18 protein-coding genes are annotated in these 26,273 nt (G+C 36.1%); 10 read left to right on the top strand and 8 right to left on the bottom strand.

All coding sequences use genetic code 11. From position 1 onward, the window contains the following. Window positions 1–334: 334 nt before the first annotated feature. The 3 genes from ABWO41_RS02480 to ABWO41_RS02470 are packed head-to-tail and all read right to left on the bottom strand — an operon-like array spanning window position 335 to window position 4,861. Entirely contained in the window at window positions 335–2,008 is a 1,674-nt protein-coding gene (locus ABWO41_RS02480; RefSeq protein ID WP_353132913.1) for a sodium/sugar symporter, read from the bottom strand. A gap of 35 nt (window positions 2,009–2,043) precedes the next feature. Further along, window positions 2,044–3,375, bottom strand: coding sequence for a xylose isomerase (gene xylA / locus ABWO41_RS02475; protein WP_353132910.1), 1,332 nt, complete (start codon window positions 3,373–3,375; stop codon window positions 2,044–2,046). 1 nt (window position 3,376) lies between these two features. Then, the gene (locus ABWO41_RS02470) at window positions 3,377–4,861 is read right to left on the bottom strand and encodes a xylulokinase (protein ID WP_353132907.1); all 1,485 of its coding nucleotides are present in this window, start codon (window positions 4,859–4,861) and stop codon (window positions 3,377–3,379) included. 103 nt (window positions 4,862–4,964) lie between these two features. On the opposite strand from ABWO41_RS02470, the gene ABWO41_RS02465 reads away from it, so the two are divergent. After that, window positions 4,965–5,987: a LacI family DNA-binding transcriptional regulator gene (locus ABWO41_RS02465; RefSeq protein WP_353132904.1), complete on the top strand. Its 1,023-nt coding sequence runs from the start codon at window positions 4,965–4,967 to the stop codon at window positions 5,985–5,987. A gap of 53 nt (window positions 5,988–6,040) precedes the next feature. Further along, complete coding sequence (locus tag ABWO41_RS02460) at window positions 6,041–6,502, top strand: response regulator (RefSeq protein WP_353132901.1); 462 nt, start codon at window positions 6,041–6,043, stop codon at window positions 6,500–6,502. On the opposite strand, the gene ABWO41_RS02455 is transcribed toward ABWO41_RS02460, so the two are convergent. The 5 genes from ABWO41_RS02455 to ABWO41_RS02435 are packed head-to-tail and all read right to left on the bottom strand — an operon-like array spanning window position 6,499 to window position 13,235. Then, complete coding sequence (locus ABWO41_RS02455) at window positions 6,499–6,891, bottom strand: response regulator (RefSeq protein WP_353132898.1); 393 nt, start codon at window positions 6,889–6,891, stop codon at window positions 6,499–6,501. The genes ABWO41_RS02460 and ABWO41_RS02455 overlap by 4 nt on opposite strands. Before the next feature lie 9 nt (window positions 6,892–6,900). Then, the gene (locus ABWO41_RS02450) at window positions 6,901–7,986 is read right to left on the bottom strand and encodes a hybrid sensor histidine kinase/response regulator (protein WP_353132895.1); all 1,086 of its coding nucleotides are present in this window, start codon (window positions 7,984–7,986) and stop codon (window positions 6,901–6,903) included. A gap of 10 nt (window positions 7,987–7,996) precedes the next feature. Continuing rightward, on the bottom strand, window positions 7,997–10,165 hold the full coding sequence (locus tag ABWO41_RS02445) for a sensor histidine kinase (RefSeq protein ID WP_353132892.1): 2,169 nt from the start codon (window positions 10,163–10,165) through the stop codon (window positions 7,997–7,999). Next, window positions 10,149–12,428 carry an Rv1355c family protein gene (locus ABWO41_RS02440; protein ID WP_353132889.1) on the bottom strand — a complete coding sequence of 760 codons (2,280 nt, stop codon included), beginning with the start codon at window positions 12,426–12,428 and terminating at the stop codon, window positions 10,149–10,151. Before ABWO41_RS02440 ends, ABWO41_RS02445 begins: the two co-directional genes overlap by 17 nt. Window positions 12,429–12,443: 15 nt before the next feature. Then, window positions 12,444–13,235, bottom strand: coding sequence for a hypothetical protein (locus tag ABWO41_RS02435; RefSeq protein ID WP_353132886.1), 792 nt, complete (start codon window positions 13,233–13,235; stop codon window positions 12,444–12,446). Window positions 13,236–13,598: 363 nt separating this feature from the next. Here ABWO41_RS02435 and ABWO41_RS02430 point away from each other — a divergent pair, with 363 nt between their 5' ends. The 8 genes from ABWO41_RS02430 to ABWO41_RS02395 all read left to right on the top strand — a co-directional run. Continuing rightward, a complete protein-coding gene (locus tag ABWO41_RS02430; protein ID WP_353132883.1) occupies window positions 13,599–16,805 on the top strand; it encodes a SusC/RagA family TonB-linked outer membrane protein in 3,207 nt (1,068 codons plus the stop codon). 39 nt (window positions 16,806–16,844) lie between these two features. Continuing rightward, a complete protein-coding gene (locus ABWO41_RS02425) occupies window positions 16,845–18,602 on the top strand; it encodes a RagB/SusD family nutrient uptake outer membrane protein (protein ID WP_353132880.1) in 1,758 nt (585 codons plus the stop codon). Continuing rightward, entirely contained in the window at window positions 18,595–20,157 is a 1,563-nt protein-coding gene (locus ABWO41_RS02420) for a DUF5123 domain-containing protein (RefSeq protein ID WP_353132877.1), read from the top strand. Before ABWO41_RS02425 ends, ABWO41_RS02420 begins: the two co-directional genes overlap by 8 nt. A gap of 73 nt (window positions 20,158–20,230) precedes the next feature. Beyond that, window positions 20,231–21,745, top strand: coding sequence for a pectate lyase (locus ABWO41_RS02415; RefSeq protein WP_353132874.1), 1,515 nt, complete (start codon window positions 20,231–20,233; stop codon window positions 21,743–21,745). Between the two features lie 62 nt (window positions 21,746–21,807). Continuing rightward, window positions 21,808–23,223 (top strand): pectate lyase, encoded by a 1,416-nt coding sequence (locus ABWO41_RS02410; RefSeq protein ID WP_353132871.1) that lies wholly within the window; start codon window positions 21,808–21,810, stop codon window positions 23,221–23,223. Then, on the top strand, window positions 23,201–23,959 hold the full coding sequence (locus ABWO41_RS02405) for a rhamnogalacturonan acetylesterase (RefSeq protein WP_353132868.1): 759 nt from the start codon (window positions 23,201–23,203) through the stop codon (window positions 23,957–23,959). Before ABWO41_RS02410 ends, ABWO41_RS02405 begins: the two co-directional genes overlap by 23 nt. Window positions 23,960–23,961: 2 nt before the next feature. Next, a complete protein-coding gene (locus tag ABWO41_RS02400) occupies window positions 23,962–24,912 on the top strand; it encodes a pectinesterase family protein (protein WP_353132865.1) in 951 nt (316 codons plus the stop codon). 283 nt (window positions 24,913–25,195) lie between these two features. Then, on the top strand, window positions 25,196–26,273 hold a 1,078-nt coding region (locus ABWO41_RS02395), incomplete at its 3' end, for a histidine kinase dimerization/phospho-acceptor domain-containing protein (protein ID WP_353132862.1).

Raw genomic sequence — 26,273 nt, 5'->3', positions numbered from 1 at the left:
AAGAAGAATTAAAGGCTTATTATCAGTGATTCATATAAAAATGTCAATCGCGCGGTCGGGAAAAATCTTATAAATCATTTCTAATGATGAGATGCTTCCTGCCGCCAGCATGATAATAGCTTTATATATTATTTTGAGCTAGTGCAATGAATTGGGAAGCTTGACTTAAGTGGTCACATAGAGGCTAATCTGTTCGGTAGTCTCTCTAAATGTATGGTGTGGTAGGACAAAGATTTTGAATATAAATTATAATATTCCGCATAAGACATCAAATAAAAAGAGCCGATTAGAATTTTCCAATCGGCTCTCTTGTTTTTATAATGAACTTGTTTTTTTACCAGTATACAGAGTATAACGCTACCAGCATTAATATAATAATTAATGAACCTACAACGAAAGCAGGGTGGGCATTAAACATTTTGGTATCAACTTCTAAACCTTGAGGAACGACACCTCGTTTATTATCGATAAGTGAAATGATAATCATACCTGCGATACAGATGATAAATACAAAACCCATTCTATCTAAGAAAGGAATTTCGTATAGGCCAGAAGAAGCACTTTTTACCGCAAAACCAAAATCGTAAAGGAAAGAAAGATCCATCATGGTAGGTAATACCTTAAAGAATACGGATAGTAAAAATCCTCCAATTGTTGCAAATAAAGCAGCATTAGAAGTCGCTTTCTTCCAAAAGAATCCCAATATAAACATGGCGAAAATACCCGGAGAAACGAAACCCGTATACTCCTGAATATATTGGAAACCACCTTTTTTATCTATTCCTAAGTAAGGTGCAATAATAACCGCCAATATCATGGAAACGATAACGGTAATCTTTCCAACTTTTACCAGATTAGCTTCCGAAGCATTTTCGTTTAGCTTTTTCTTGTAAACATCCAGTGTGAAAATGGTAGCAATACTATTTGCTTTACCAGCAAGAGAAGCCACAATTGCTGCCGTTAATGCAGCGAAAGATAAACCTTTTAATCCGGTCGGAAGCAAATTCAACAACACAGGATAAGCTTTGTCCGGATTGGTTTCTCCAGCCTGCATCATTTCTGCATGGAAAAATCCTTTTTGATATAGAACAAATGCCGCAATACCTGGCAATACCACAATAATAGGCATTAACATTTTTAGAAATGCAGCGAATAAAATACCATTTCTTGCAGTTTTTAAATCGGCTCCTAAAGCTCTTTGAGTGATATATTGATTACATCCCCAATAGTTCAGATTCACAATCCATAAACCTCCGACTAACATAGTCAAACCCGGAACATCTAAGTAATGTGGACTTGTTTTGTCGAAAATCATATGAAAATGATCTGGTGCTTCTTTAGTTAGAATGGTAAACCCATTAAGTGTGCCCTGTACTCCGTGTGCATCTGATACCAAATTTAATGCAAGGTAAGTAGTGATTAATCCACCAAGGATTAAGAAGAATACCTGAATAACGTCTGTAAATCCGATAACCTTCATCCCTCCTAAAGTGATAATGATAGAGAAAATAGCGAGGGCATACATACATAGCGTAAGGTCTAAGCCTGATATACTGGTAATCGCCAATGCTCCCAGATAAAGGATAGATGTTAAATTCACGACCACGTAAAGTAATAACCAGAAAACAGCCATAATCATGGCTACTGTTCCATTGTAACGCTGGTTTAGGAATTGAGGCATGGTAAATATCTTATTCTTAAGATATACCGGAATGAAAAATATAGCCACAATAATCAACGTTGCGGCAGCCATCCATTCATAAGCTGCAATTGCAAGCCCTAATGTAAAGCCCGATCCGCTCATCCCAATAAACTGCTCAGCAGAAATGTTAGATGCAATTAAGGACGCACCAATAGCCCACCAGGTAAGCGAACCTTCTGCTAAAAAATAATCTTTGGAACTTGCGCTCTCTGCTTTTTTTCGGTTGTAAATCCATAGACCGTAACCCGCTACGATCAGGAAATAGATCAGAAATACAATGTAATCTGACGTGTGAAGTGTATTCATCTATTATTTAGTTTGGTTTGGAAGGACCGAATTTATCAAAAAATATAATTATTAATAAGGTTTTCTAAAAATTCTTGTCTGCCACTTTTCAATTTAGGCTCACCATTACTGATGGCATAAGCTCTTAAGTCTTCTAAAGTCAATTTGCCCTCCTCAAATTCTTTTCCTTTGCCGGTATCAAATGAAGCATATCTTTCTGTTCTGATTTGGTTGTAATCAGATGATGAGAGAATTTCGTCTGCTACAAGGAGTGCCTTAGCAAAAATGTCCATGCCACCGATATGGGCATAAAATAAATCTTTAGGATCAGTAGAGTTTCTTCTGATTTTTGCATCGAAGTTTACGCCACCACCTTGCAAACCGCCTCCAGCAATGATGATCAGCATAGATTCAACCAATTCGTTGATGTTGTTAGGGAATTGGTCTGTATCCCATCCGTTTTGATAATCACCTCTGTTGGCATCTATAGAACCTAACAAACCGGCATCAACCGCAACTTGTAATTCGTGTTGGAAGGTATGTCCTGCAAGTGTTGCATGGTTAACCTCCAGATTTAATTTAAAATCGTTTAATAAATCATATTGTCTTAAGAAACCAATAACGGTCTCAGCATCATAATCGTATTGATGCTTAGATGGTTCACAAGGCTTAGGTTCAATAAAGAAAGTTCCTTTGAAACCATTTTTCCTGGCGTAGTCTTTTACTGTATGTAAGAATTTAGCAAAATGCTCTTTCTCACGTTTCATGTCTGTATTCAACAACGACATATAGCCTTCTCTTCCACCCCAAAAGACATAGTTTTCGCCATTTAACGTGATAGTAGCATCAATTGCAGCTTTAACTTGCGCAGCTCCATGAGTTAGCACATGAAAGTCCGGATTAGTGATAGCACCATTCATGTATCTTCTGTTAGAGAATAGATTAGCTGTTCCCCAAAGTAGTTTTACACCGCTTTCTTTTTGCTTTTGTTGAGCATATTCTACCAGCGCCTGTAATCTTCTTTCGTTTTCAATAATGTCTGTCCCGTAATCAACCACATCCACGTCGTGGAAACAGTAATATGGGATATTCATTTTTGTAATGAACTCAAAAGCGGCGTCCATTTTATCTTTTGCTCTTTCTATAGGATCTTTTTTTACATCCCAAGGAAAAAGATGTGTTGGCTCACCGAAAGGATCTCCACCATTTCCACAGAATGAATGCCAGTAAGCACAAGCAAATTTGAAATGATCTTTCATTGATTTGCCTTGTACAATCCTATTTTCATCATACCATCTGAATGCTAGTGGATTTTTAGACTCTTTCCCTTCATATTGAATTTTTCCAATTCCTTTAAAAAATTCGGTTTCTCCTGTAATTATTGACATTTTATGTTGTTTTTAATTTTTCGTTTAACAATTCTTTCCATTCCTGATAGATTTCCTCATATACTTCGGTTTCCTGAGGCTCTATTGTTTTTATTTTCCTGATATTTTTAAATGCTTCTGACGGAGTTTTATAATATCCAGAGCCAATTCCTGCACCTAAAGCAGCGCCAACACTTCCATCATTTTCGTAAAGTTCTACAGGTATTTGCGTTGCATTCACATAATCTTTCTGAAAGACTTCACTAAGGAATAGATTAGAATTTCCGGCTTTAATGATTTTAGGGATTAATCCGTTCTCTTTCATGATATCCAACCCGTATCTGAATGAAAATGCTATTCCTTCCTGTATGGCTTTTAGGATGTGTGCGGTGCTATGTTGGTTAAAGTCAATGTTGGCTAAATGAGCGCCTATCAGTTTATTATTTAACATTCTTTCTGCACCATTTCCAAAAGGTAAGATTCTTAAACCGTTGCTACCACTGCTAATAGACTGAGCTATTTTATTCATTTCGGAATAAGAAAGTTCTTTAGCCAGCAATTTTTTGGCCCAACTATATAAAATACCTGTTCCGTTTATACATAGAAGTATACCCGTTCGTATCTTATCTGGTAAGTAATTGACATGTGCAAAAGTATTTATGCGGGATTCATTATCGTAAACTAATTGGTCGCTTATGCCATAAATTACACCAGATGTTCCGGCGGTAGAGGCTACTTCGCCAGGTTCCAGCACATTTAGAGACAATGCATTGTTTGGTTGATCACCGGCTTTGTAAGTTACCCGAACCTGAGAGGAAAGTCCAAGCTCGTGAGCAATAACAGGTTGGATCTGTCCATGTTCAGAAAATACAGGTTTAATCTCCGGAAATAACGATTCGTCGAAACCAAAGTAATTGAGTATAGATTCAGACAATCGATTGTTTTGAAAATCCCAAAAAACCCCTTCTGATAATGAGCTGATACTAGAAGTGATTTCACCTGTTAGTTTTGCAGCAATAAAATCTCCGGGGAGCATAACCTTATGAACCTGCTTATAGGTATGAGTTTCATTTTCTTTTACCCAGGATAGTTTTGAAGCTGTAAAATTACCCGGAGAGTTTAAATGATGCTGCAGGTTGTAAGATTTCCCTATAACATCAAACGCTTTGTTGCCAATTTCTATAGCTCTGCTATCGCACCAAATAATAGAATTTCTAAGGGATTGCTGTTCTTTGTCAACAACAACAAGACCATGCATTTGATAAGCAATCCCAATAGCCACGATATCTAACGGATTATATTTTTGAGTAGCATGCGCTTTTTGTATAGCTTGTCTGGTGTTTATCCACCACCTTTCCGGATCTTGTTCGGCCCATCCAGCCCTCGGAGATATAATTTCCTCTTCAGTTTCAGGATACTGTACCGAGCATAACGTTTTTTGCGAGTCGGCTTCTACAACAGAGACTTTAATAGAAGACGTCCCTAAGTCTATACCTAAAAAAAGCATATTATTATAATTGTTTAATAATACCGGTGTGCAACCGGTTGCATAAAAGTATAATTAATTTTTCAATTGCCAAAGTTTCATAGAATTTTATTTACTTTAAGTATTGAAAAAGAAAACAACTATTTACGATATAGCCAAGGAGCTAAACGTAACTGTTTCCACTGTTTCGAGGGCGCTGAACGGGTTTTCGACCATTAGTGAAGCTACGCGGAAAGCTGTTTTGGAGACTGCAAAAAAATTAAATTACAGTCCAAATAAATTGGCGTCTTCTCTTAAATCGGGAAGAACTCAAACAATCGGTGTTATTGTGCCTAGTACGCAAGTGCATTTTTTTGCTTCGGTAATCCATAGTGTAGAACAAACTTTGAAGGGAGCAGGGTATAGGGTGCTGCTTTACCAATCTAATGAGTCATTAGAAAACGAAATTAATGGCGTGAAAACTTTGTTGGAGGCTCAGGTAGACGGGATTATTGCCTCCATGTCTTTGGAAACTGAAGATGTTTCTCATTTTACAGATGTTATAAAACAACATAAACCGTTAATTCTTTTCGATAGGACACATCAAGATATTGATGCACCTTCGGTTACCATAAACGACTTCGATGCAGGTTACATTGCTACAAAGCATTTAGTAGATCAGGGTTATAGGAATATAGGTTTTGTGACTACTAATCACCAAATTAAAATTTTTAATGAACGTTTTGAAGGCTATAAAAAGGCTTTAAAAGATAATAGCCTGCCTTATGTTGAAGGTAATGTGGTTTTTGGTGGGCTTTCTATCAAAGATGGTCGTTTCGGTGCGGGAAAGTTGCTGAGGTCAAGACAAGTGCCGGATGCCATTATTGCTGGAGATGACTTTACAGCACTGGGAGTTATCAAAAAATTAAAGGAACAGGATTTAACACCTCCACAAATTGGGGTTATGGGATTTGCAAATGAGACTTTTTCGGCATTTATTACCCCTAATTTATCTACAATAGATCAACAGGCCAATAAGATGGGAGCAGAGTGTGCGAAGATGTTCCTTAAAATGATTAAGAAAAAAAATCCTTACGATAAGATAGAACATATAATTTTGGAGCCGCTTTTGGTAGAAAGACAATCCACAAATAAAAATAATACATAATTTTGTACGGTATTTGATAGTTTTACTTATATTATTGTAATAAATGTGGTCTTATGGCAGATAAAATTAAAGTGTTGTATGTGGATGATGAGGAAAATAACTTGATTTCCTTCAAAGCCAATTTTAGAATGGAATATAAGATCTTTACCGCTATAAGCGGGGAAGAAGCACTCCAGATTTTAGATAAACAAAAGATCGATATCATTATTACTGACCAACGGATGCCAAACATGACAGGAGTAGAATTTCTGGAAATGGTAATTGAAAAAGATCCGGAACCGATGCGTATTTTGTTAACTGGTTATGCAGACATGTCTGCGGTAATAGATGCGGTTAACAGAGGTAAAATTTATCATTATCTGGCTAAGCCCTGGGATGAGGAAGAAATGCATACTACTATTAAAAATGCATATGAAGCCTTAAAAAAGAAGCGCGAATTAGATGAACTTAATAAGAAATTGGAAACATCTAATGATCAACTGGAATTTATGTTAAGGCAAAAATTGCTTTCTTAAGAAGTCGCCAATTCTATTATATGCTTTAAAGCGTCCACAGAATACGGCTTTTGCAAAACTTTTAGTACAGAAGGATAGGTGCTAATCCGCTGTATTTCGCTTTTATTTAAAGAAGTGGTAATTGGCACAATTTTGTACCATTTCTTTTTCTCCCACTCTAGCCGCTCGAACACTTCAAGGAAATCAAAACCAGTCATTACAGGCATCATGATATCTAATAAAATGATAGTTTCTGTAGAAACTTCATTGTTTTTAATATACTCCAGGCAAGAATTAGCTTCATAAAAACATTTTACCAAACTATTTTTATCGGCCTTTTCAATGAGTTTCTCTGCAATAAAGCAATCCAACTCTCTGTCGTCTACTATGATGAACGATAATGGGATCATATTGATAATTTATTTATGGGGAATTTTTACAGTAAACTTAGAACCAACATTTATTTCAGACTCGACATCTATTTGTCCATTCAGTTTGGTCAATGCGCTTTTTAAATTAAATAAGCCAAAACCAGAGCCAGTTGCCTGATGATGCGCTCTGAAAAATAAATTGAAAATTTCTGTCTTATATTTATTGTCTATACCATATCCGTTATCTTCTACTATAACTGTGGCTTCGCCTTTTTTTACCTTAATACTAAGATTTACAAATTTATTGTCTCTGGTGGGAATCTGATATTTAAAAGCGTTAGATAACAGGTTATTTATAATTAGTTTTATGGATACGCTATCGTTCCAGAAGGGTTCGTTCTGTTCTAAATTTACATTGAAATTTATTTTTGCTGTTTTAGCATAGATTTCAAATATGTCTGACATTTCTTTCACAATTTCCTGAAAGTCGATGTCCGAAATAGTAAGCGTACCTCGTTCCAGGCTATAGTAATCATGCATATTTAAGATGAAATTATCCAGTTTTTCAACAGATTTGTTCATCATTCCCAAAATCTCTTTGATTTCGTTAATATCCTGTGTGTTTAATGCCAGGTTAATACCCCCGGAAATTCCAACTAAAGGTCCCCTAAGGTCGTGGCTTACGCTATAAGCAAACTTATCCAGTTCCTGATAGGCTTTCTCAAGTTCCTCGTTTTTAGATTTTAAAAAAGAGTTTGCTAAATAAAACTTATTGGCCTCTTCTATCGCCGTTAAAATATCGGCATCCAGCCATGGCTTTTTTACATATCTGAAAACGTGACCTTTATTAATGGCATCTATAACAGCTTCAATATCAGAAAAGCCGGTAATCAGAATTCTTATAGGTAATGGATGCAGGCTCCTTATTTCCTCAAAGAATTGTACCCCGGTTTTATGGGGCATTCTCTGATCACAAAAAATTACCTTGATATCTGGATTTTTCTCTAAACACAGGGAAGCTTCCTCAGCAGTCTGTACGCAGAAAACTTTATAGTCAAATCGTAATAAGGCTTTAAAACCAACCAGATTGTTGATTTCATCATCCAAATACAGAACTTTAATTTTGTCTACCATTTACCAGTATTTAGGTCGTTTGCGATGAAACAGCATTTTGCTTTACAGGAAGCGTAATCCTGATTAAGGTACCTTTAGCCACTTCGCTAAAAAGCTCAATATTCCCGTTGTGCTTTTTAATAGTATTATACGCAATAGACATACCAAGTCCGGTACCTTCGCCTACATCTTTTGTGGTAAAAAACGGGTCAAATATTTTGGTTAGATTGTGTTTTGCTATTCCGCAGCCATTGTCTTTCATATCGATAATAATCGTGTCATTCTCTGCTTTTACGGATATATCGATATTTCCGTTACCATTATTTTTATGCACCTGGTTAATAGCATATATGGAATTGGATATGATATTTAGAAAAACCTGGTTCAGTTTTCCTGGATAACATTCAACTTGCGGAATATTTTCTTCGTAATGTCTGTTTACACTGATATTACTTGAATTGATAAGGCTATTCATAATGACAAGAGTAGAATCTAAGCCTTCAAGAATATTGGCCATTTTTAAGTCGTCTTCATCTACTCTTGAGAATATACGCAAGCCTTTTACAATTTCTGCCGTTCTGCTCGCCCCTTCATTAATACCTTTTAAAAGATGATCAATTTCAATTTTAAGATAGTCATAATCAAGATCTTCTTTATGCTCTTCTATTTGCTGGCGTTTCTCTTCGGTATCCTGATCAGAGAAGATCATTTCTTCGTATGTTTCGATGGTTTGTATAAGCATTTTTACATCCCTTTGCAATGGAGATACATTGGAGGTCACGAAATTGATAGGATTATTAATTTCATGTGCTATTCCGGCAGTAAGCTGACCCAGGGAAGCCATCTTCTCTGCCGCGACTAGTTGAGATTGTGTCTGTTTTAAATCTTCTAAGGTTATAGTGAGTTCCTCATTAGCTTCTTTTAACTCGGCAGTTCTTTCGTTCACTCTTTGTTCTAAGACAATATTTTGCTCTTTGATAATTCTTTCATTTTCCATTGCCGCCTGTAGCGCCTGAGCCTGAGATTCTTCTTTCTCTTTCTTTAATATATTGATTTTATCGGCCAGAGCTAATGATAGTAAAGCAACTTCGAATGCAATCCCAATTTGCATGGTGTAGTTGGTAAACATATTGTCTGGGACCAGCTCAAGATTACGCAAAGAGAACATTATAAGTCCAAGTAGAAACATGGTCCAGGCTAATAAAAAATATCTTGCAGGGCGGTATCCCTGAAGAGATATTTTTATAGCTGTTGTATAAATAAGTAAAGAAATAGATAGCGCTGCATAGTCTATCATTCTGTAACTGGCTATATCATAGTTAAAAATCCTTAAGATGATAGCACTGGCATACAAAATTAATATAGGTACAAAAAGCTTATTTAGAAATGGCGCTTTTTGTTTGGTAATAAGGAAAGATTTTACAAATAATACAGCAAAAATACCTGCTAAACCAGGAAAAATAACTAATGCTTTATTGTATAAATCTGGGGTGTTGTAAAAAATAAATCTATAAGTATATCCGGATAATGATGTCTGGGTAAGCGAAATAAAAGCGGTATACAGAACATAGTATAAATAACTTTTATCTTTGGTTGATAAGAATAGGAACAAATTATAAAAAATCATAACCAGCACAATTCCTATCCATATTCCCCAAAACAAATCATGTCTTAAAAGTTTTTCGGCAATGTCTTTAGGGGTTCCTAATACCACAGGAAGTATCATTTGTTCACTGCTATTAACTTTTAAATAATAGTTTATCGAACTGTCTGTTGGAATTTTTATGTCGAATATGAAACTTTGATGGTTGTATTTTCTTTCTGAAAATCTGCTTGTATCGCTTATGGTCTGTTTGGTAAAACCATCTTCTATTTGTGTATATAACTCACATTTGTCTAACGAAGGATAGTCTATCATTAGCAGAAGGTTTTCAGAGTCGCTATTGTTCTTTACCGTAAATTTTATCCAAAAATCAGACTTATTCAGCTTTAAATTTGGAGTTTGTACCGTAGATTGTTCAAAAGCCATTCCCTGAACCTTATCTATTGATAAACGTTCGGTTTTGTCTTCGTATATATGCAAGTATTTTCCTATAATTAAATTTTCGCCTTCGAAAACAATAGGTGTGTTTGCAAAAGAATTGCCGGTTTCTATCAACAGAAAGGCAATTGCAAATACTATTTTAAAAAAGAACTTCATGAACTGGTAATCTAAAACTTTTTACTTTAGGCTCTTCTGCTACGGATATTTTTACAAGGAAAACTTCTGCTTCATGGTCTTCAACACCAGTTAATTCTTTGAAATCTTCTCTTAAAACCTTTAACTCTTCGATATTTTTTTGAGTTAAACTTTCTCCGTTTCCGTGAACAATTCTTGGGAATATATACAGTGGAGAAATGAGTGGATGCACTGCGAGCCCTAGTTGCGTTGCCATTAGCCAAAAACGTTCTAGTGAACGACCTCCCTCAAAAAAGTTTATTGGGGAATATTTAGGAAGAGTGATTAATGCTATCGCCGAAGCCGAGTTTACACTTTTTTTAGCAATTACCTCTAAACCTTTTCCTCCATCAATGTAATTTATTTCTTGTATGGTCTCAGGGCTTTTTATAATACCTAAAGCTGCTAATTGTGAATTGCTTAAACCAAGAGTTTGTACGTCTATACCATCTTTTTTTGATTCTGCTTCTTCTGGCGTCCAACGCATTTCATGATTGACAAAATCATCATGTCCCTCTTCATTAAGTAAACGTATTCTATCGCAGGCACCTATAACTTTTGCAAGAGTATCAAGTTCTTTCTTGTCTTTAAACCATTTTATTTTAGCAGAAGGTATAGATTCTGCCATTTCTGTTAGTTGTGTATATATTATATCTGATAATATTGGCGGCGATGAAAGATTTCTGTTAGTATGTCTTTTATAAATAGCGTCATAAAGAGAGATATACTTTTGGTCATCCATAGCTATGCTATTATGGAACTTAATAGCGGCTATTAACCTTTTGTCATTTGGAACAGGTCTGAATTCATAAGAGGTATTATAACCGTTTTTTAAAGCAGTTATCTTCAAATTTTCATACGCAGCACCAAATGTTAGTAAGGAAGCTATGTTTTGGTAATCTCCGAATGAGAATGATCTGTGTTCATCATGAAACAGAAACAGAGTACCATTGTCGTATAGCCATTTCCATGGTTGATCATTACCTGTAGATGGAGCTAAGCAGGCACTTTCAATCATTTTATTAATTATTTCATCTCCCGGGTTAATACTATTGCTAAAAGTATTGTACTTGGATATAATTTCTAAAGCATCGGTTTTTGAGAAAGGGACGAAAGGATTTAATCGCTTTAAGTGTTTCTCTTTGCCAGGTACTTGTTTGTTCTTTACAAGATCTTCCAGATCAATATAGTATCTTCCGGAATCGGTAAAAGATCCCAATAAAATTCTTCTGGAAACATCCGTAGTGACAGCGCCACCCAAAACCACTGAAGAGGCAAGCTGAGGCCATGTATTGATGGTCTGTTCAACTTCAACCATAGAAGCTTTTAGTCGATTGGATATGGTGTCGGCTCCTACAATTTTTAAAATATAGGGAACTTTGTCTTCATTGCTTAAGCCTTTGATTGTTGATGGGTTCAAACCCTCTGCTAGACCATGTAATATGGGTAATGTCGGATTTAGGTCAAAACGTTCAACATCCAGCATTCCTCTATCATTGGTTTCCATAATGACGGGTATGCCTAATTCTCTGGCTTTAAACCTGCTTTCTATTTTTATATCTAAACCATCACAAACCTCAACCAGTAAATCAAGTTTTCCGTCTTTTAAGAAGAATTCATCAAAGTTTTTACTTTCAAGCCCGTTATTGAAGATTTCTACCTCAAGGTATGGGTCTATTTCCGCTATTTCCCGGGCAGCAATAACTGTTTTTTTAAGTCCCAGATTCTGTACTCCGGTTCTTATTCTGTTTAAATTAGAAAGTTCTGCGGTGTCAAAATCGGCTAATTTTAAGCATCCGCAAATGCGTTCCATAGCAATTGTTAATGCTATAGATTGTCCTACTGAAAGACCTATTATGCCAATTCTTTTCTTTTCAAGTAGATCCTGTTCTGCAGATGTTATTTTATATTTATTCCGGTTTGTTCTTACTGTAATAAACTCATCTTTTTTGAGTAAATGCACCAAATGGTTATTCCACGGATAAAAAATCCAAAAACCATATTCCTCCAGGGTCAGACCGTTTAAATGTTCTTCAATTAGTTTGGAATAATCATTTTCACTTAATTTTACAGATGGATTTTTGATCTTGATCAGTTCTTTTAACTGTCCATATATTTCATCTCTTATAAAAATAGACGGGTTTTCGCTGATTAATTTCTGCAGCTCCTGTTTATTGGAAACACTATTATAGAACTGCGGCCTGTATATTGTTTGGAGAATATCTCCATGATTAGATTTTGTCATTAATTGTCAGCTTAATCAAAGATGTACTTTATTGTTTTGGTAATTGATTTGTGCGTTTTGTATCACAGCATTTAAATCCCAATTATTGAGATTTGGAATTTTGGTCTTATAATCAATCTCAATTTCTTTATTTCTCAATACTTCTGTTCTAACGATATCAAGATTCTCTCTGATTTTAATAATAGCGTCTTTATCTTCCGGATGTGCTTTACTTAGTGTTGGTACATCTTTTAAAACCATAGTAGTAGCAACCAGATCAAGTTTAGGGTAGTAAAAGGTGCCATTATTGCCAACGTTTGGTTCTAATTCCATTCCTACCGCTTCGCCGGGTTTTATGGTGTAAGGAGCACACAAAGCAAATAGCGACTGTATTCCTATCTGATAAGAAATTGCTGCAGCAACCCGGATTAAAAAAATGCTTCCTATGCCATGCCCTGCTATTTCTCTGGAATTCCATAATCCACACAGCTCTCCGGTTCCATGTTGAGCGTATTGCCAAATGAGGTCAAATATTTTTGGATCTAGTGCAGCAGTTGCTTCTTCAATGGGTAATGGCTGGTTGCCTCCGGCAACATGAACTCTTGCTCCTCCATAAACTTTATCGCCATCAAGTGATTCTACAACCATTACAAAAGCAGCGGGATTATACATCCAGTCGTGACGGGAAGAAGTTACTTTGGTGATTCCTATATTACTTAGAACTTGTGTATGTCCTTCGATGAATTTTTCACAGGTCTGGGGATCGTCTATAGCCCTGAAAGCTCTCAACCTTACACTTGGTTTGTCTTTGTTTAAGCCTTCTGTCATTGCGGTGTGTCCTATTTGTGGTCTTAAATTAGGTATGAAGATAGTAAAATTGGTTATTAGGTCGCAAAATATCTTTATATAAATATTAATAAAGCTAAAACGACATAATAAATGGATATAAAAGGAAATAAATTAATCTTTAATGGTAACTAATAGGTTTCACTATCCTGTACTGTCCCGGTATCGATGCCGGCAACGATTGCGTATTTTTTTTCGGATATATCTTTCTTTTTTGCTTAAAAACTAGCTACAATTGCTAAAACCAATTGATTCAGACTGTAACCACAATCACTAAAATAAAATACAGAAGATTAAACAGAAGTGTGTTATAGGCGAAATCTATAAGCTAAAATAATAACGGTTATGATTAGAAAAGTTTTACTCTTATTGACTTTTACGGTGATGTCTATAAGTGTGTTGTTTGCACAAAACCGGCAAATTACAGGTGTTGTTAAAGACGACACAGGCGAACCGTTGCCTGGAGTTGGTGTAGCTATTAAAAACTCGACAACAGGAACTCAAACTAACGTAGATGGAAAGTTTACGCTGAATGTGTCTGGGGAAAATGCGGTGTTGGTTTTTCGATACATCGGCTTTAAAACTAAAGAAATTACGGTAGGAAATCAGAACACATTAAATGTCGTACTGGAGCAGGAAGCTACGCTATTGAACGAAGTGGTGGCTATTGGTTATGGTACGGTACAGAAGAAAGATTTAACCGGAGCCGTAGCGTCGGTTAATGCGGAGACTATTGCCGCTGCGCCAGTGTCATCAGCGTTAGAGGCTTTAGCAGGAAGGGTTTCCGGAGTGCGAATTACTTCCACAGAAGGTTCACCGGAAGCAGAAATGACAGTAAGAATAAGGGGAGGTGGATCTATCACGCAAGATAATAGTCCACTTTTTATAGTAGATGGATTTCCGGTTAATTCTATTGCGGACATTGCTCCAAATGATATTGAATCTATTGATGTATTGAAGGACGCATCCTCAACAGCAATTTACGGGTCCCGCGGGGCTAATGGAGTTGTAATTGTTACTACTAAGTCTGGGGTTGTAGGAAAAACTAATATTAACTTCAATGCATTTACAGGGATAAAAAAATTAGCCGATAAGTTGGATGTGTTATCTCCTTACGACTATGCTTTGATACAATATGAAAGGGCTTTGTTGAAAAGAGATACCAGTAGCTATGTAGACTATTTTGGGAATTTTCAGGATATAGATTTGTACAAAGGTATTACAGGTAATGACTGGCAGGACATTGTTTTTGGAGAAACCGGTACTACCTATAATCAAAATTTAAGTATTAGTGGTGGGACAGATAAAACCAAATATTCTGTTTCCCACAATCTGGTAAAAGAAAGAGCTATTATGGCGTTGTCAAAATACCAAAGACAGAACCTAAACTTTAAATTGAATCACAAGCTATATAATAATTTAACTATTGATCTGGGTTTGAGATTTGCTGATACTAAAATTAACGGAGCAGGGGCTACAGAAGTAAATGAAAAATCTTCTGCAGACTCTAGATTAAAACATGCTATCATTTATCCGTCTATTCCAGTACCAGGTTTAACTGTCCGGGATGAAAATGCTTCTAATGAAGATGAATCAGAGCTTAGCTTATATAATCCGTTGGTGTCTCTTGCTGACAACGATCAATTGATTACAAGAAAACAGTATAACTTAAATGCAGCTATAAATTATCAAATTTTTAAAGAACTGAAATTCCGTTCTGAAGTAGGATACGATGATTATAGAAATATGCAAGACAGATTTTATGGAGTAACTACATATTATTCAACTAATATTAGCGATGCCAGATATCAGGGAAATCCAATTCTTGCAGCTGCAAATACATATAGAAATACATTACGAAATACCAATACGCTTAATTACGATTTTAAAAAAATATTGCCTAAAGATCATAGCGTGTCATGGTTAATAGGGCATGAGTATATTTTAACAAAAGAAAATGTGTTCTCTAAAGAGAATGTGGGATTCCCAGTTTCGTTCTCATTTGATGATGCAAGACGTTTATCCGGACAGGGACTTGCATACGCAAGCAATAACTTCTTTTCTCCGAATGAAAAATTGCTTTCATATTTTACAAGGGCCAGTTATAATTATAAAGGTAAATATTTACTCAACGTTGCATTTAGAGCAGATGGTTCTTCTAAATTTTCAGAAGGTAACCGCTGGGGATATTTCCCGTCTGTTGGTGCTGCGTGGAGAGTTTCAGATGAATCCTTTATGGAATCTTCCAAAGGCTGGTTAAATGATTTAAAATTGAGATTGAGTTATGGTGCGTCAGGAAATAATAGAATTCCTGCCGGACAAATATTGCAAGAATACGCCGTTTCCAATCAGAATATTTATGTTAATGGAGAAGCGAGTTTATGGGCTCCTTCTAAGGTAATGGCTAATCCGGATTTGAAATGGGAGACCACAATTACACGAAATATCGGATTAGATATTTCTCTTTTAAGAACTAAGCTTAATATAACAGCGGAAGCATATAAAAATACGACAAAAGATTTGTTGATTTTATTCCCTGTTGCAGGTACTGGTTATGAAAATCAATACAGAAATCTGGGTGACACAGAAAATAAGGGACTTGAGTTTTCTGTAAATTATAACGCTCTTAATAAAAAGAATTTTGATTTGACATTCAATGCCAATATTGCGTTCAATAAAAATAAAATTACAAGTTTAGGAGGGTTAGAGGCCATAAATGGCTCAATGGTTACAACAGGGTGGGCTTCTACAGAGATTAATCAGGATTTTCAAGCTGTTGTTGGTCAGGCTACAGGCTCAATGTTCGGATATATTAGTGATGGCAGATACGAAGTTTCTGATTTTGAAACTTATAATGGAACTGCCTGGGTATTAAAAAATGGCGTTGCAAACGCAAGTGGTGTTATTGGTACAGTGAGACCGGGAGCTATGAAGCTAAAAGATTTAGATGGCGATAAAACTATAACCCCTGATGGTGACAGGACGATCATAGGCAATGCGACACCAAAGCATATAGGTGGTTTTTCTATTACTTCAAGAATTTACAATTTTGACATAGGCACTTATTTTACATGGAGCTATGGTAACGATATCTATAATGCGAATAAAATTGAGTATACCACTACCAGTAGATATGCTAATAGAAACATGATAAGTGAAATGGCCTCTGGTAGCAGATGGACAAATTTGAGGGCGGATGGAACGATCAGTAATGATGCTGCAGAACTAGAAGCCATGAATGCCAATACAACGCTTTGGTCACCGGTAATGGACAAGTTTGTGTTCAGTGACTGGGCAGTTGAAGATGGTTCTTTCTTAAGACTAACAACCTTAACTCTGGGTTATACCTTACCAAAAAATATTTCTCAACGTGTGAAAATGGATAAACTTAGATTCTATGTTTCTGGTTATAATTTGTTTAAGGTAACTAACTACTCAGGGTTCGATCCTGAGGTGTCGACAAGAAGAAAGACTCCTCTTACGCCGGGTGTAGATTACTCCGCTTATCCAAAAAGTAGAAATTTCGTGTTCGGGTTAAATGTGTCGTTTTAATTTATTCAGGCTATGTTAAGAAAAAAAATAATAATATTCATGTCTTTTACATTGGTGTTCTCATCATGTAAGAAGGACTTTTTAGAGGAAAAAACTCAATCTTCATTGGATGCCTCTGTTATTTTTACGACACCCGTATTGGCAGAAGGAGCCTATACAGGTGTTGTACAAAGCTTCATGGAAACCAATTCTCATAGATCAAGATATCTTGCGTACTATGGTGTAAATACGGATGTAGATGTATACCTATCTTTGAAGAATTTGACCGACGATAGAACTAAATTAGTTAATTACAAAACTAATACCGGTAATTCTAATTTGAACCAACAAAATGATACCTGGGCTATGATGTATCAGGGGATTGAAAGAGCTAATATTGCCATTCAGTCTATAAAAAAGTATAATGATCTGGCTACTAACTCTACTATGGCGCAGCTATTAGGGGAATTCTTGACTGTAAGAGCTGTAATGTACAGTGAACTGACAAAAGCATGGGGAGATGTTCCAGCAAGGTTTGAGCCTATTACTACCGCAACTATTAATCTTCCCAGGACAGATAAGTACGTAATTTACAAACAGCTATTGGCTGATTTGGCAGAGGCTCAGCAATATTTACCATGGCCAAATGCATCTGAAAAAACTAAAAGTGTAGAACGTATCAGTAAGTCCTTTGCTAAAGGATTGCGAGCGAGAATTGCATTGTATGCAGCCGGGGTTTCACAAAGACCAGACGGCTCTACGGGTAGAACAGACGATCCGGATATGGAACCTCGAAAATTATATGAAATTGTAAGGGACGAATGCCAAAGTATTTACGATCAAAAAGTAAACAGGTTACTGGGATTTGAAGAGGTTTTCAAAACACTAATGGAAGAAACTGGAGTCGCAGGTTTAGAGTCGATGTGGGAAATTCCATTCAAAACAGGTACAGGGCTAATTATGTCTGCGTATTCCGTAAGACACGTTACAACAGATAAATATACGGGCTATGCGGGCGGAGGAAGTTTAGGACCAAATCCCTTAATGTGGTATGAATATGATAAAGAAGATGTGAGAAGGAACGTAAGTGTAGTTCCTTATCGTTGGGACGGAGGTAAACAAGTTATTTCTTCTGCAACTGCCTTGTATTACGGGAAATATAGATATGAGTGGATGAAGCGGGATTTAAGCCTATTGAATACTTCTGATGACGGAATGAATTGGATGTATATGCGTTATGCGGATATTTTATTGATGCTATCCGAGGCTTATTTTGAATTAGATGATTTAGGAAATGCAAAGAAATATTTACAGGAAATCAGAGATAGAGCTTATCCTAATAATCCAGAGATGGTTACTGCCTATATGAGCAGCCTTAATTCTGGTAATTTCAAAGACGCAATTATGCATGAAAGAGCTTTGGAATTCTGTGGCGAGATGTTAAGAAAGGCCGATTTAATTAGATGGGGTAAATTGTCCGAAAAACTAGTTGAAGCAAATACTAAATTACAAGCGTTGGAAGCCAGAACAGGAAAGTATGCAGATTATCCAACTAAGGTTTATTACAAAACACTCCCGGACGGAGAGTCACTTGAAATTTATGGTCTGGAAAAAGGCCACACAGATGTTTTTGGCACTGCAAATTATACTCAAAATACTAACTGGAGATTGTCAAGTAGTTCTGATATACCTGGTGAAGAATATTGGAATTGTCTTTATAGAAGAGATCCAAATTTACAACAATATTGGCCAATATTTCAATATTTTCTTGATAACTCAAACGGAATTTTAACTAACGGAGGTATTATATATGAATAACCTAAAATATCTTAATAAAAAGTTAGTAGGTCTTTTATTGACAGGACTTATTGCTTCTACATATTCTTGTAGTGATAAGATGGAAGAAATTACTTCTATAAATTACAGTAGGAATTTTTCGGTTCTGGAAATTACAATAGATAATAGTCAACAAACAGCGATAACATTAAATTGGGAAAAAGTAAAAAACGCTACTGCTGCTACCACTTATACCGTTGAATTGTCTAAGGATGAGTTGTTTGCGAATGGTCCCGAATATACCTTTCAAACGGAAACAAACAGTATAACTATTACCGATGAACAGATTAGTGTTAGGACAGATTTTTACGCAAGAATTAAAGCTAATGCTGAAGTGAATAAAGAAGAATCTAAATGGAGTGTATCAAAGAAGTTTAGGATAACAGGAGTCCAATATTTAGAGGTAATTAAATACCAAGATATATTGTCTGATCAGGTAACTGTTCGTTGGGATGTCTCTAAGCAAGTAACTCATCTAACTATTAATGGAGATAGGGTTAATCTTTCTGCTTCAGAATTGACAGATGGCGAAAAAGTTATTACCGGTTTAACACCAGCGACTACGTATGATGTGGTTATTTATGACAATAATGCCGATAAAGGAATTAGAACATTCACAACCAAATTGAAAGTGCCTATAGGTACAGTAAAACAGCTAAATGTAGGAGATGATATTAAACTCGCGATAGAAGGAGCAAGCAATGGAGATGTATTTGTTTTACCTCAGGGAAGTACGTTTATTGCTTCGGGAACTATAGCAATTCCAAATGGCGTTTCGATAACAATATTTGGTCAAGAAGGGCCAAACAAACCAACATTGAAAACAGCGGGCACAGGTTTCTCTCTTCCGGGAGCTTTAGGTGATATAAAATTTCAAAATATTAGTTTTGATGGAAGTTCTTCCCAGTATATAATTAATCAATCAAACGCAGCAGTTTTGGAAAACCTGATATTTGAAAACTGTAATATTAACGGATATGCAAACACTCCAATAAGATTACAGGCTACAGGTGTTAAAACAATTAAGAAATTGGTAATTGATCACTGTATTGTCAGCAATCTTGCGCCATCACAAAATTATGCTTTTATTCATACGAATGTAGCTACTGGTTTAGTAGATAATATATCCATAACCAATTCGACATTTTATAATATTGGTTTAGGTTTAGTATTGCATACAGGAGTTGGAGCAAGTAGCTTATTGGTTGAAAATTGTACAATATACGACGTAAGCCGCGAGACTAGATATTTAATAGACTATGGTTCGCAAAATGTAGCCTCTACAGCCATAAATAATGTTATATTATCAAAGACCAAATTTCCGACTTCTAACGGAATAAGGATGGCTTCTACTTATAAGGTTTCCAACAGCTACCAGACGTCAGATTATGTAGTGGCAAGTGGAACATTTGCTGGGATTACAAATTACTCGCAATCGTCAACAGATTTATTCGTAAATCCAACAAATGCAGACTTTACTATTAAAGATGCAAGTTTTGCAGGTAAATCCTCCGCAGGTGATCCAAGGTGGAGATAATAAACTATAGTCATTTAAATGTGTGGTAATAAATTGTGATTACTACACATTTAAGTGATTTTCTAAAATGAATATGAAAAAGACATTTGTAGTTTTTGCATTGTTGAGTTTTTTCTCGGCATTAGGGTGCAAAAAAGATAAGCCATCTGCAAAAGATGAGGATATAACCGAAATTCCTGACAATGGAGATAACTCAAACACCCCAAAACCAATCGAAGAAACAGCTTATGCCTTTCCGGGAGCAGAAGGTTGGGGAAGGAATACGACCGGTGGTCGGGGCGGAAAGGTTATTAAAGTAACCAATTTAAACGATACTGGAACAGGGAGTTTAAGGGATGCCATCAACCAAAGTGGAAAACGTATTATTATTTTTGAAGTTTCGGGAAATATTAAACTCAAAAGCAGGTTACAAATAAAAAATGGAGATGTTACAATTGCAGGCCAGACAGCTCCGGGAGATGGTATTTGTATACAAGACTACGAGGTTAACATTGCGGCAAATAATGTCATTATTAGGTATATGCGTTTTAGACTCGGAGATACCAATGTGGCAACTATAGAGAGTGATGCGATAGGAGGAAGGGACTTAGAAAATATAATGATAGATCACTGTTCTATGAGCTGGTCTATAGATGAGGCTGCTTCTTTCTATCATAATAAAAATTTCACTCTGCAGTGGTGTATTGTCTCAGAAAGTATGACTAATTCGGGACACTCAAAAGGGGCGCATGGTTATGGAGGAATCTGGGGAGGAAGTCCGGCAACTTTCCATCACAATTTGTTGGCTCACCATACCAGTAGAAATCCAAGGTTCGATGGAGGAAAAAGATATAGCAAGGGAAGTGGGACAGGTATAGGTAAATTTGGAATTGATAAGGTCGATTACAGAAATAATGTAATCTATAACTGGAGTGGAAACAGTGCGTATGGCGGTGAAAACGGGGAATATAATATTGTAAACAATTATTATAAAGCCGGACCAGCGACACCGTCCAAGATAAATAGACGTATTATGCAGGTTTCTAAGGATGATCCTACTGGAGCAGCAAATCCCGGTGATTTTGCTCCGGGTTATGGGACATTTTATGTTGCAGGTAATTATGTAGATGGAAACGCTACCATAAGTAATGATAATTGGAACGGAGGAATGGATTTCGATTCGGGGATAACAAAGGAAATGGCACAAAAAATTACTCCTTTCCCTTCGGAGCAACTTTCTAATCACACAGCAGTGCAGGCATATAATGCAGTGTTGCTTTATGTTGGAGCTAGTTATAAGAGAGATGCCGTAGATATAAGAATTTGTAAAGAGGTGAAAGACGGAACAGCTACTTTCACTGGAAGTGTGTCAAAATTACCTGGTATTATAGATACACAAAAAGACGTTGGAAGCTGGCCGGTACTAAACTCATTACCAGCACCAAAAGATACAGATGGCGATGGAATGCCAGATGATTGGGAGATAGCAAACAAACTCGATCCTAATAAGGCAAATGCGAGCGGTAGAGATTTAAGTACAGCTTATGATAATATCGAAGTTTACATCAACAGTATAGTTAAAGAAATAACAGAAAAGCAAATCCAATAAATAATAAACCAATTAACATAAGCCTGAATTTTTGGGCTTATGTTGTTTTATTTAAATAATATATGAGGTTAATGAAAGGAGTTATTTCCACTTATTTGTTTTTACTTTTAACACATTTGTCGCAGGCTCAGACTTTAGCATTTCCAGGAGCGGAAGGATTTGGTAAATTCACAAAAGGGGGGCGCGGTGGAAAAGTTTATATCGTAAGTAATCTTAACGATTCCGGACCGGGAAGTTTTAGGGAAGCAGCGGAGGCCAAACATCCGAGGATAATAGTATTCAACGTATCAGGAACAATTCATCTAAATTCCAGATTGAATGTTAGTAAAAATGCAACGATAGCAGGCCAGTCGGCGCCGGGCGATGGAATCTGTATTGCAGACTACCCCGTCTCTTTGTCCGGAGATAATATTATTATGCGTTATATGAGAATAAGAATGGGAGACCGCTATCAAAATAAGGGTATGATAGACGGGGCCGGTTCAGATGATGCACTAAGTGGATCGAGGAAGAAAAATATTATTGTAGACCACTGTAGCTTAAGCTGGAGTACGGACGAGGTAATGTCTATCTATGGCGGAGATAGTACTACATTTCAGTGGAATCTAATAGCCGAACCTTTAAATTATTCTTATCATTTTGAAGAAGGGGATAAAGATTTCGAGAACCATGGTTACGGAGGGATTTGGGGTGGTAGTGCGCTTTCTGCACATCATAACCTTTTTGCTCATTGTGTAAGCAGGACTCCGCGGTTTAACGGAGCCAGATTAGGTGCTTCTGACGAATTGGTAGATTTCCGTAATAATGTAATTTATAACTGGCGGCATAATAATGTTTATGGTGGAGAAGGTGGTTTTTATAATATTGTAAATAACTATTATAAACCGGGACCAAATACATCGAAATCTGTGAAATCCCGAATTCTAAATCCAACTAAACCCGGTAAAAATAAAGCATACGGGAAATTTTATGTAGCAGGGAATTTTATGTATGGAGATACGCAGACAAGTAAAAATAATATTTTAGGAGTACATTTTGATAAGAGTGCCAGTCCGCAAGATAAAGATACAGTCCTGGTTAACAAACCTTTTGAAGCATTATCCTTACAGGATGTTTCTGCAGAAGATGCATATCAAAGCATATTGAAATATGTTGGCGCTAGTTTCTCAAGAGATACATTGGACAAAAGATTGATAGAAGACGTAATTCGAGGAAAAGGAAAGATAATCGATGTACAGGGCGGACACCCTCATGGTACAAGTTATGAAATGTCTAAAACCGCATGGCCAACATTTAAAAAATATACGCCATATACAGATTCTGATAACGACGGGATTCCCGATTCTTGGGAAAAGGCAAATGGTTTAAATCCGAAAGATGCCAGCGATGCGGTAAAGTTTGATGTCAAAGGTTCTGGCTACACCAATATTGAGATTTATTTAAACAGTCTGGTTAATGAAAAAAGCAAACGTAAATAGACTTATCTTAATGACATTGTCTTTTATACTGATGTCATTTGGGACAACACAAAAACAAATAAAAGTTTATTTGATAGGAGATTCTACTATTGCACAAAAAGCAAAAAATAAATTTCCCGAAACGGGTTGGGGAGTTCCATTTACCTGGTTTTTTAATCAAAATGCCACGGTAGATAACAGAGCTCAGAATGGGAGGAGTACAAAATCTTTCATAAACGAGGGTAGGTGGAATGCTGTTTTAGATTCGCTTAAGGCCGACGATTATGTACTCATTCAATTTGGGCATAATGATGAGGTCCCTACAAAAAAAAATGCAACCACTCCTTCACAATTTCAGGATAATCTGCGCAGGTATGTTAATGAAACCAGAGCCAAAAAAGCAAATCCTATTCTGATAACTCCGGTTGCCAGACGAAAGTTTGATGAGTATGGAAAAGTAGTAGATACACATAAAGAGTATGCGCAACTGGTTAGAAACATAGCAGAAGAGTTACAGGTACCGTTAATCGATCTCAGCAAGGAAAGTATGAATCTGTTACAGTCATTTGGGGAAGAAAACTCTAAATTGTTATTTCTTCATTTGAATGAAAAACAAAATCCAAACTATCCTAATGGAGTGAAGGACGATACACATTTCAGTGAATTAGGAGCAAGGTATATGGCCGAAATTGTTGGCCGGGAGCTTCATAAAATACAGTCGCCATTAGCGGGATATCTTGTTAACGCAGATAAATAATAGTGATAAAAAGAATATTTCTATTCATACTGTTTGTCTTTTGCATTGTATTTAAAGGATTTGCAGTAAGGTACGATTTTGTTGTTGATGCAAAAGGAGAGGGTGATTTCAAAACTGTTCAGGAAGCTATAAATGCTGTTCCGGATTTTAGAAAGAATACTACTACCATTTTTATAAAGAATGGCATTTATAAAGAGAAACTAGTCCTGCCAGGTTCCAAACGAAATGTCAGATTTATAGGAGAAAGTGTAAAGCATACAGTAATAACTTATGATGATTACGCGTCTAAAAAAAATAGATTTGGAGAAGAAATTGGAACTTCTGGCTCCGCATCCTTTTATATTTATGGAGAGGGTTTCTATGCCGAAAATATCACCTTTCAAAACGCTGCAGGTCCTGTAGGGCAAGCCGTCGCAGTTCAAGTTATCGGAGATAAAATCCACTTTAAGAATTGCAGGTTTTTAGGTTTTCAGGATACCTTATATACTTACGGAATTGGTAGCAGGCAATTTTATGAAAACTGTTATATTGAGGGGACAACCGACTTTATTTTTGGTTCGTCTACAGCTTATTTTCAAGGGTGTGAAATATTTTGTAAGAAAGGCGGGTCGTTTATCACCGCGGCCTCAACACCCGATACTGTACAATATGGTTATGTTTTTAAGGATTGTAAGATAATTGGAGAAGAAGGAGCCAGTTATTATCTGGGAAGACCATGGAGACCTTATGCAAAAACAGTTTTTATCAATAGTTACTTAGGGAAACATATAAAACCGGAAGGATGGGATTTTTGGAGAAAGGAATCTAATAAGCAAACGGCTTTTTATGCGGAATATAAAAATAAAGGTGAAGGATTTAAACCAAGAGATAGGGTAAGCTGGTCTCATCAGCTTAGCGATGAGGAAGCGAAAAAATATACTGTTCAGGAAATCTTAGGTGATTGGATTCCATAAAAACTTAAGTAAACACAATGGAAAAACAGATGGCTACGGCTTGTCATTGGGTTTTTTGTTAAAAAAGCAGAATTGGTGTAAATTAAAGAAGTAATAATATTATTGTTAAAAGAAACTCATATATTGGTAGTGTGCAAAGTTAATAAGGATACACATAAATTAGTTGCAAATAAATATAGATTTGAAAATATCCAATAAAAAAATGTTCATTTCTAAATTATTTTAATTTTGGGATGAAAAACGGATAATAATGAGATTATTGGCCAATTGGGTACGAACTTTTGTGAAAACAATAACAGAGAGAGAAACCGATCCTATTAATCAGGCTAGGGTTCGTATGTTATTTTATCTCCTTGTTGCGTATGCCATTTTTGGGTTAACATTGATTTTTGCATATTCTTACAGTTATCAGCTGCTGAAATTGATAAGAGCAAGTGCAATCTTTTTTTTCTCTTCCTTATTTATCGTATTTATATATTATGCTAATGTATGGCGGGCGGTGTCTCATGCCGTATTGATATTGCTGACTTTGTTAGGAGCATGGGGCAATTTATTGATTTTTGTACAAGGCATAAATGCAGCAACATTGCAATATATTTGGTTAGCATCTGCGCTGGGGTTTTTCATGAAAGGACCAAAGTGGGGTTGGTTTTATTCTACTATAAATATCCTGCCTGTTTTTATAGATGTCGCTTTTACAGATAAATACTATTTTAGACTGGAAGTTCCTCCCGAAGTTGTTATTAAGCCGGTTTATATTTACGTTCTGGCTTTTGACTTCTTTATGATTACCTTCCTGCACTATTTTTTCTTTAAAACATATAGTAAAAATTTTCTGACACTTACCCAAACCAAAAACGACCTTAATGAAACGAACAGGAAACTTAACGAGACTATATATAATGTAAAGAAATTATCTAATGCAAGGATGGACTTCTTGTCTACCATGTCGCATGAGCTCAGAACTCCGCTAAATGGCGTTATTGGTTTGACAGATGTATTGCTGAAACAAAACCCCCGGGAAGATCAGGAAGAAATGCTATCTGTATTGAATTTTTCTGCCGAAAATCTATTGATGCTTGTTAACGATATTTTAGATTTCAATAAATTGGATTCTGGAAAGGTTGAGCTTGAAAATACACCTTTCAGTTTGCCGGACCTGGTTAATAATATATACGCTAGCTTGAAAATTAAAGCCGTTGAAAAGAATTTAGATTTTAACCTGCAGGTATCAGAAGGTTTACAGAATAAATTGATAGCAGGAGACCCTACCCGTTTAACACAGGTTTTGCTGAATCTTGTTAATAACGCTATAAAATTTACTGATAGTGGCTTTGTGAATTTTTCATGTGGAGATATAG

This window comes from Pseudopedobacter sp. (assembly GCF_040392825.1).
GTDB lineage: Bacteria > Bacteroidota > Bacteroidia > Sphingobacteriales > Sphingobacteriaceae > Pseudopedobacter.
Note: the sequence above shows the minus strand (reverse complement) of the source record. Positions and strands in the feature narration are given on the sequence as shown.

Bases quoted from the DNA above. Each gene is read 5' to 3' on its own strand.
- ABWO41_RS02480 (WP_353132913.1), bottom strand. From the start codon at position 2,008: ATGAATACACTTCACACGTCAGATTACATTGTATTTCTGATCTATTTC.
- xylA (WP_353132910.1), bottom strand. From the start codon at position 3,375: ATGTCAATAATTACAGGAGAAACCGAATTTTTTAAAGGAATTGGAAAA.
- ABWO41_RS02470 (WP_353132907.1), bottom strand. From the start codon at position 4,861: ATGCTTTTTTTAGGTATAGACTTAGGGACGTCTTCTATTAAAGTCTCT.
- ABWO41_RS02460 (WP_353132901.1), top strand. From the start codon at position 6,041: ATGGCAGATAAAATTAAAGTGTTGTATGTGGATGATGAGGAAAATAAC.
- ABWO41_RS02455 (WP_353132898.1), bottom strand. From the start codon at position 6,891: ATGATCCCATTATCGTTCATCATAGTAGACGACAGAGAGTTGGATTGC.
- ABWO41_RS02450 (WP_353132895.1), bottom strand. From the start codon at position 7,986: ATGGTAGACAAAATTAAAGTTCTGTATTTGGATGATGAAATCAACAAT.
- ABWO41_RS02445 (WP_353132892.1), bottom strand. From the start codon at position 10,165: ATGAAGTTCTTTTTTAAAATAGTATTTGCAATTGCCTTTCTGTTGATA.
- ABWO41_RS02440 (WP_353132889.1), bottom strand. From the start codon at position 12,428: ATGACAAAATCTAATCATGGAGATATTCTCCAAACAATATACAGGCCG.
- ABWO41_RS02435 (WP_353132886.1), bottom strand. From the start codon at position 13,235: ATGACAGAAGGCTTAAACAAAGACAAACCAAGTGTAAGGTTGAGAGCT.
- ABWO41_RS02430 (WP_353132883.1), top strand. From the start codon at position 13,599: ATGATTAGAAAAGTTTTACTCTTATTGACTTTTACGGTGATGTCTATA.
- ABWO41_RS02425 (WP_353132880.1), top strand. From the start codon at position 16,845: ATGTCTTTTACATTGGTGTTCTCATCATGTAAGAAGGACTTTTTAGAG.
- ABWO41_RS02420 (WP_353132877.1), top strand. From the start codon at position 18,595: ATGAATAACCTAAAATATCTTAATAAAAAGTTAGTAGGTCTTTTATTG.
- ABWO41_RS02415 (WP_353132874.1), top strand. From the start codon at position 20,231: ATGAAAAAGACATTTGTAGTTTTTGCATTGTTGAGTTTTTTCTCGGCA.
- ABWO41_RS02410 (WP_353132871.1), top strand. From the start codon at position 21,808: ATGAGGTTAATGAAAGGAGTTATTTCCACTTATTTGTTTTTACTTTTA.
- ABWO41_RS02405 (WP_353132868.1), top strand. From the start codon at position 23,201: ATGAAAAAAGCAAACGTAAATAGACTTATCTTAATGACATTGTCTTTT.